The organism is Nocardia sp. NPDC059764, from assembly GCF_042732555.1.
Classification (GTDB): domain Bacteria; phylum Actinomycetota; class Actinomycetes; order Mycobacteriales; family Mycobacteriaceae; genus Nocardia.
This window is the reverse complement of sequence record NZ_JBHWHH010000358.1, coordinates 1-1,082: the sequence shown is the minus strand read 5'-3', so window position 1 is coordinate 1,082 and position 1,082 is coordinate 1. Positions and strand designations below refer to the sequence as shown.

Below are 1,082 nucleotides of genomic sequence, written 5' to 3'. Positions count from 1 at the left end.
GTCGCCCCGGCGGGTTCGGCCGGGACGGTCCTGGTCACCGCCACCACCGTCGGCGGCACCAGCAACGGCGTCGCCTACACCTACGTCGCGGTTCCTGCCCTGACCGCCATCGTTCCCAGTTCAGGGCCGGTCGCAGGTGGGACGACTGTCGTGCTCACCGGCACCGCTCTCACGGGTGCGACCGCGGTGAGTTTCGGTGGCACACCAGCGACCTCGTTCGCTGTCGACTCCGCCACCCAGATCACGGCAGTGACCCCGGCTGGGCCGGCGGGGACCGTGCTGGTCACCGTCACCACGGCGGGTGGTACCGGTAATGGTGTCTCCTTCACCTATGCCGCAGTGCCGACTTTGACGACGGTGGTGCCCAACGCTGGGCCGGTGACCGGCGGATCCACCGCCACCCTGACCGGAACGGGCCTCTCAGGAGCCACAGGGGTCAGTTTCGGAGGTGTGCCGGCCTCGTTCGCTGTCGACTCCGCCACCCAGATCACCGCGGTTGTCCCGGCCGGGCCGGCGGGAACCGTGCTGGTCACCGCCACCACGGCGGGCGGCACCAGCAACGGTGTCGCCTACACCTACGTCGCGGTTCCTACCCTGATCACGGCGGTACCGAACGTGGGACCGGTCGCCGGCGGGACGACCGTCGTACTCACCGGCACGGACCTCACCGGTGCCACCGCGGTGAGTTTCGGTGGCATAGCGGCAACCTCCTTCACGGTTGATTCCGCAACCCAGATCACGGCAGTGACCCCGGCCGGATCGGCGGGGACCGCGCTGGTCACCGTCACCACCGCAGGGGGAACGGTCGATGGTGTCTCCTTCATCTATGTCGCGGTACCCACCCTGATCGCGGCGGTACCGAACGTGGGACCGGTCGCAGGTGGGACGACCGTCGTGCTGACCGGGACGGACCTCACCGGTGCCACCGCGGTGAGTTTCGGTGGCACACCGGCAACCTCGTTCAGTGTCGACTCCGCAATCCAGATCACCGCCGTCGCCCCGGCGGAGGCGGCCGGGACGGTGCAGATCACCGCCACGACCGGGGGTGGCACCAGCAACGGCGTCGCCTTCACCTATATCTG

The 1,082-nt window shown here is 69.2% G+C and carries 1 protein-coding gene; it reads left to right on the top strand.

Annotation, left to right across the window (positions count from 1 at the left end):
* Positions 1-1,082 (top strand): beta strand repeat-containing protein (locus tag ACFV4K_RS35690; protein WP_379280701.1); only part of this gene is annotated, 1,082 nt, incomplete at both ends.